The sequence below is a fragment of the Microbispora amethystogenes genome, assembly GCF_016863015.1.
Classification (GTDB): domain Bacteria; phylum Actinomycetota; class Actinomycetes; order Streptosporangiales; family Streptosporangiaceae; genus Microbispora; species Microbispora amethystogenes.
The window spans coordinates 39382-45446 of the sequence record NZ_BOOB01000066.1; the positions used below are offsets into that span (position 1 = coordinate 39382).

Genomic DNA, 6065 nt, shown 5'->3' on the forward strand with positions numbered 1-6065 from the left:
CCGATCTCTTGGCATCGCCGGCCGTAGGCTCGTCCGATGCCTCGTGCACTCATCCTCGGCGGAACCGGCATGCTCGGCCGGGCCACCGCGCTCCGCCTCCTCGCCGCCGGATGGCGGGTAACCGTCACCGGTCGCGACCCCGCCAACATGCCGTCCGAGGTCGCCGCCGCCGGGGCCGAATTCGTTCCGGCGGACCGCGCCGACGCGGGCCGGCTTCGGGCCGCCCTCGCTGACGGCGCGGAGCTGCTCGTCGACTGCGTCTGCTACACCGCCGCCGACGCGCGACTCCTGCTTCCGTTGGCCGAGGACGCCGACTCGACGGTGCTCATCTCCAGCAAGGCCGTCTACGTCGACGCCCACGGCAATCACCCCAACTCCGACGTCGAGCCGCGGTACGACGGCCCGATCCGGGAGACGCAGGCCACCATGGCCCCCAGCGACATCGACCACAACTCCCGGGAGGGGTACGGCGCCAACAAGGTCGCGGCCGAGCACGTGGCGCTCGACAGCGGTCTGCCTGTCAGCGTCCTGCGCCCATCGTTGATCCACGGCGTTGGCGCGGCCTTCCCGCGCGAATGGGTGTTCGTCAAGCGCGCCCTCGACCGGCGTGCCGCTGTGCTGCTCGCCCGCCGTGGCAGCGGAACCGTGCACCCGACGGCCGCGGCCAACGTGGCCGCGCTCATCGAGACCGTCGCCCACGCGCCGGGCGCCCGCGTCCTCAACATCGCGGATCCGGACGTCCCGAGTGCCCTCGACATCTCCCGCGCGATCGCCCGGCACCTCGGACACGACCGGGAGGAAGTGCTGCTCGACGACTCGGCGGACCCGGACCTCGGCCTGACCCCGTGGGACTCGACGCATCCGGTCGTGCTTGACATGTCGGCCGCCGTGGAGCTCGGATACCGGCCCGCGGGGGACTACGCGACGACGGTCGCCGCCGAGGTCGACTGGCTCGTCGATGCCGTACGGAACGGTGACCGAGCGGGGATCGTGCCCGAGGCGGGCGACCCGCGTTTCAGCCGATTCTTCGATTACGCGGCCGAAGACGGGTATCTCGCGGGACCTCGACCCCGGCACGACACTTGATCACTCATCAGTGTGTCGAGGAGCATCCGGTGCCTGAGACAGGCGGAGATGGGTGGCCACCTCGGCGACGAGGTCGTCGAGGGGGCGGGTGCCGTCCACCGAGACCGTACGCAGCCCGTAGGCGGCGGCTTGCGAGCGGACCTCCTCATCCCACAGTGCGTCTCGGGCGAGGCGCTTGGCGAGCATTTCTTCCGGGTCGTGGGATCCCCATGTCGTTCGGGCCCGCAGCCGGTCGGCATAGCGCATTTCCAGAGCACGCCGGCGGAACTCGGGGGAAGGCAGCAGGAACACCGCCTGGTGAAAGCCGGCAAGCAGGGGCGCGACGTCGCGGGGCAGGACGCCGAAGTAGTCGACCAGGACGATCCTGTCGTCGGGAAGGGCAAGGAGATCCTCGGTGAGGAAGCCGATCATCTCTCCGTGCAGGCTTGGCATCGACTGGAACACCTCCTGCGCCGACCGGCCTGCCCACGCCTGTCCAGACGCAGCGCCTGACAGGGCGTGCAGGTGAGGGTGACGCTGCTGCGTGCTCCGGGCCACCCAATCGTGTTCCGCTCGGTCACCGTCGTAGCGCCGGGCGTCGTGACGACGGGTCAGCGCCATGGTCACTGTGCTCTTGCCGGCTCCTGTTCCACCGGCGATCCAACGTACGTGCGCCAGAGCTTCGATGAGCGTCCTGTCGCTCCCTGGGGCGGTGCGGGGAGGCTTCATGCACACGAGTGTCCTCAGGTATCTCGTGTGATCACAGTCTTGTTCTTCACATGCACGGGGATCGAAGATGAGAGAGAGGGCGAACTCGTTCAGCCCGCGACCTGAATTTTCCGCGCGGCGCGCACGCCTCACCGGCGTCGTCGGCTGTCTATCGCTGGGATCGGCGCATCCGGAGAAGGCGATCTGTCGGAACGGGTCGAAGATCTGCTGGTGGAACGGTTCAATCGGTCGGTGTGATCGCTACGCTCCGGGACACGGGGGGTCGTCGCCTCGCCGACCAGCTCTTAGGGGCGCCCAGGTTGTCACCCACATTCGAGATCACCGCCTCGGCCATGCGTGACGCGGGCGTCCCCGGGCGCGGGGCCCTTCGGGCACGGGCTGGCCACTCGTATGACCAAGCAGTCGATCGACCCAGCGCCCCGCAGGAGACCGCGTACGGGATGTCAGGCTCGGTCCTCAGGGTGGCGATGAACGCGGCCGGCTTCACCGGCCCGTGTTGCCTAGGGCGCACACGAAGCGGCGGAGTGTGACGGCCCCCCGAAAGTGCCGCGTATGGCGGTGAAAGCTAGTGTGGATGCACATATGTGGTGACTTGCCCCATTTTTGTGCTTATGCCGGGAGGTGAGGTGGCGGCCGCGAGAGTCAGGTCCGAGGGCCACACTGAGCAGCCGCAGGCGGAGCAGCTCGGCGTTGTGCGGGCCTCGGACGAAGGACAGTGGAACGCGCAGACGCTGACGCTGGCTCTCCAGCAGGCGATGACGAGCCTGGGCGGTCTGGCCGCCCTCGTGCACAGGTGCGATTCCGCTACCGGTTCCCTGCACCTGGCGGCGGCCAGGGGGCTTCTCCCGGAGACCGCCGAGGCGTGGGCAGATCTTGACACCGTGCAGGACGTGGCACCCACACGCGCCGTGCGGCGTGGTGGCTACGTCTGGGTGTGCGGGGACAGCTTGGGGATTGGGGCAGCCGGTACGGCGGCACTGCCCCTCCCGGGTGCCGACGGGCCGGTCGGGGTGTTGTCCGTGCTTACGGCAGGGCCCGCCGAGCCGGACGACGAGCAGCGTTCCTTTCTCGGTGCGGTAGCGGCATGGGCCGCCGCGCGCCTGGAAGGCTTGCCCGGCACGGCGCCGGGCCTTACTTCGGCGGCAGGGTCCGAGCAGACGGTCCGGATGGGCGAACTCACCGCGGCGCTCGCCGAGGCCGTCACCAGCCGGGACGTCGTGCAGGCCGTCGCGGACCATGTCCTGCCTCCGTTCTGTGCCGACGGGCTCGTGGTCTGGCTGATCGAAGGCGACCGAGTGGATGTGGTCGGCGCCGCCGGGTACCCAGAGGAATTCCTCAGTCTTCTCGACCGGGTCCCGCTCACCGAAACCGCATCGGTGACCGATGTGCTGGCGACCGGTACTCCCCGGTTCATCGGATCGCGCGATGAGTTTCGCCGACGCTATCCAACGATGGCGATCGTGGCGGAGGCGTCACCGAAGAACGCCTGGGCGCTCCTGCCCGTGATCGCCTCCGGGCGGGCCATCGGCGTATGTGTGGTGTCGTTCACCCGGGAGCGTGTCTTCAGCGACGAGGAGCGCACCCTGCTGACGGCGTTGGGCGGTCTGGTCGGCCAGGCGCTGGAACGGGCCCGGTTGTACGACGTGGAACACGCCCGCGCGCAGGAACTGCAGCGCGGCCTGCTTCCCCGGGAGCTTCCCCGTCTCCCCATGGCCTGCGCCGCTGCGCGCTACCTGCCCGCGGGCCGGGGCGAGGAGGTGGGCGGCGACTGGTACGACCTGATCCCGCTGTCCGGCGGCCGGGTCGCCATGGTGATCGGCGACGTCATGGGACATGGCATCACCGAAGCAGTCACCATGGGTCGCCTGCGCACCGCTGTGCGCACCCTCGCCGACCTCGACCTGCCGCCCGACGAATTGATCGGCCACCTCAACGACCTGGTCAGCGACCTCGGTGACGACTTCTACGCCACCTGTCTGTACGCCGTCTTCGATCCCACCACCCGGACCTGTACGCTCTGCCTGGCCGGTCATCCCCCACCGGTCATCGTCCACCCCGACGGCACCGTGCTGTGCCCCCGTCTGGCCGCCGATCCGCCGCTGGGCGCCGCGGAACCGCCCTTCGAAATCCACGAATTGCATCTGGCTGAGGAGAGCCTGCTGGTGCTCTGCACCGACGGCCTGGTCGAATCCGCCACCCGCGACATCGACCAGGGACTGGCTCAGCTCTGCCGGATCCTGGCCCAGGCCGTGCCCCGAATTCCTGACCTCTGGTCAGGAGGCCAGTGCGACGACGTCGGGCGCCTGGAGGATCTCTGCGACGCGGTCGTTTCGGCGCTGCTGCCCGCCCGTGAACAGACCGACGATGACGCCGCCCTGTTCATCGCCCACACCCACGGTACCGCCGCCGACGATGTCGCCACCTGCAGCCTCCCCGACGATCCCAGGGCAGCCGGACAGGCCCGCAGATATGTCCGCAAACAATTGGCCATCTGGGGACTGGACGATCTGATGGTCACCACCGAACTTCTGGTCAGCGAGCTCGTCGGCAACGTGATCCGGCACGCGAAGGGCCCCCTGCGCCTGCGCCTGCTGCGCAGCCGCTCTCTGATCTGCGAGGTCTACGACGGCAGCCTCAGTACCCCGCGCATCCGCCACGCCTCCTACACCGACGAAGGCGGCCGGGGCCTGCAGTTGGTGGCCGCCCTCTCCCGGCGCTGGGGCGCCCGCTACCTCTATGACGGCAAATGCATCTGGACCGAGCAATCCCTCCCTGCTGGCGGCAACGCGAAACGGCCCCTCGGGTGAGATGGACTCTCCTCCGAGCCGCGGGCCGCGTTGATCTACCTCCACATCCGTTCTGGCGCGACGGCCCTCCTCATCGGTGCTCTGAGGGGGTATCTGCCAGGATGCGTTCCAGGGTGCGTTGGCCCATCAGGCTCATGGCCGGGTTGGTTTCCAGGTAGTACCAGACGAGCCCCATCGCCTGTTCGAAGGCCCACGCTTTGCCTCGTTCCCATTCGAGGTCTTCGCACTCGAGGTCGAGGCGGAGCACCTGCCGCGGCCCGGCCTCAAGCAGATGCCAGGCACTCACGAGATCTAGAGCAGGGTCGGCCGGTCCGAAGCCGCCGACGTCGAGAAGCCCGGCCAGCCGACCAGCGGACACGAGGATGTTGCCGGGAATGAGATCACTGTGGGTCATCACGTCGGCTGCTTCGCGTGGGAGATTTCGAAGGTCTTCCCACATCCGGCGAAGCCGGCGAACGTCCAGCAGTTGTTCACTGTGCTTGAAACAGGTCTCCATCCACGCGTCGTGGGCTTGAAGGTCGCCTCCCCGACCGCTACCGGCGAACGTGCGGCCACGTGTGTCGATCGCGCGCAGGTCATTGATGAGATCGGCCAGGTCGTGGGCGAATGCGACCGATTCGGCCGGGTCCTCGTCGGTGGCCACGACGCCGGGCAGCCACGTCTGGACCGACCACGGAAGGGGGTATCCCGCGCCGGGTTCACCGAGCGCGACCGGCTCGGGCGTGGGAAACCGCGTTCGACCTGCCAGCTCGCGCGCTGCTTCCGCTTCGGACTCCAGCCAGCGCCGCGTCTGGTCGATGTCTCCGGGCAGTAGAGGGAACCGAGCTGCGAAGCGGTCGCCGATGCGAAAGATGGCGTTGACAGTCCCATGGGTGGCGATGCGGGTGACGGGTAGGCTCCGCCACTCGGGGAACTGCCCATCGACCAATATGCGCACTGTCTCCAGGCTCACCGTCAGCTGGTTGGCGTGCATCTTCACGCTGGCAGCCTTCCTCGACCCAGTCTTCTTCTGCAACGTGTTTCCGGCGTAGCAGGCGGCGTCGGGCCGTGCCCGCCCACTACAAGCAGGCACCCAGAAATGATCAAGGCCTGGGTTGGGATGTGCTCCCTGACCTGGGCCTTCGTTCGTGGAGCGGGTGATGGGAATCGAACCCGCGCTGTCAGCTTGGGAATAGGCTACTGATCTTGCCGTGCTGAGCTGGGAAAACAGGGGTGCAGGTCAGGGATGGCCGAGTGACCGTGAGTCTCCGCGATTCACCGCTGATCGCCACCCGTTCTGGCACGCATCTGGCACGCCATCGCTCGCCTGTGCTTACGTGTTCGGTGTGACTTCTGATTCGTATATGGGTAGGCGACTCGAACCTGTTGTGGCGAAGACGGAGCCGGCGGTTGGGAAGGCGGAGTACGTCACGCCAGCCCTTCTTCTGGGCGCGGTCCCCCTTCTGTTCGCCAACTGGTTCATCT

Annotated in this window: 4 protein-coding genes; 2 read left to right on the forward strand and 2 right to left on the reverse strand. The window is 68.1% G+C overall.

Going from position 1 to position 6065, the window contains the following annotated elements:
* Window positions 1–36: 36 nt before the first annotated feature.
* On the forward strand, window positions 37–1086 hold the full coding sequence (locus Mam01_RS34210; RefSeq protein WP_204289367.1) for an NAD-dependent epimerase/dehydratase family protein: 1050 nt from the start codon (window positions 37–39) through the stop codon (window positions 1084–1086).
* On the opposite strand, the gene Mam01_RS34215 is transcribed toward Mam01_RS34210, so the two are convergent.
* Window positions 1087–1794, reverse strand: coding sequence for a hypothetical protein (locus Mam01_RS34215; RefSeq protein ID WP_204289369.1), 708 nt, complete (start codon window positions 1792–1794; stop codon window positions 1087–1089).
* A gap of 626 nt (window positions 1795–2420) precedes the next feature.
* Here Mam01_RS34215 and Mam01_RS34220 point away from each other — a divergent pair.
* A complete protein-coding gene (locus Mam01_RS34220; protein ID WP_204289371.1) occupies window positions 2421–4601 on the forward strand; it encodes an ATP-binding SpoIIE family protein phosphatase in 2181 nt (726 codons plus the stop codon).
* Between the two features lie 70 nt (window positions 4602–4671).
* Here Mam01_RS34220 and Mam01_RS34225 read toward each other — a convergent pair whose 3' ends face one another.
* Window positions 4672–5574, reverse strand: coding sequence for an aminoglycoside phosphotransferase family protein (locus tag Mam01_RS34225; RefSeq protein ID WP_239101829.1), 903 nt, complete (start codon window positions 5572–5574; stop codon window positions 4672–4674).
* Window positions 5575–6065: the final 491 nt, after the last annotated feature.